1 pseudogene is annotated in these 344 nt (G+C 69.8%); it reads right to left on the reverse strand.

Annotation, left to right across the window (positions count from 1 at the left end):
- Positions 1-344 (reverse strand): annotated as a pseudogene (locus P409_RS39925) (hypothetical protein); the annotation flags it as partial.

Consider the following 344-nt stretch of genomic DNA (forward strand, 5'->3'; position numbering starts at 1 on the left):
ATCAGCACCCGGCCATCCAGGCCCGGCAGCACCGTCCCGCGATAGATCAGCATGCCCAGCGGCGCGGCATGGGCCGGCAGCAGCAGGGCCGGCACCTCGACCTTGCTGCAGTCGAAATGCGGATATTCGGGGCTGGGCTTGCGGTCGTCGTAGCAATACGGCCAGCCGTAATCGGCGCCGGCCTTCAGCACGGTGTAGAAGTCGTGCGGCAGCGCCTCGTCCGAGAGCTGGGGATCGGCCTGGTCGATGGCGTCGCGCGCATTCACCACGGCCAGCGGCGTGCCGTTCGCCAGCACCGCCAACCCCATGCTGTTGCGCAGCCCGCGAGCGAAGGGGGCGAGGGC

The sequence above is a fragment of the Inquilinus limosus MP06 genome (assembly GCF_000767795.1).
Lineage (GTDB): Bacteria > Pseudomonadota > Alphaproteobacteria > DSM-16000 > Inquilinaceae > Inquilinus > Inquilinus limosus_E.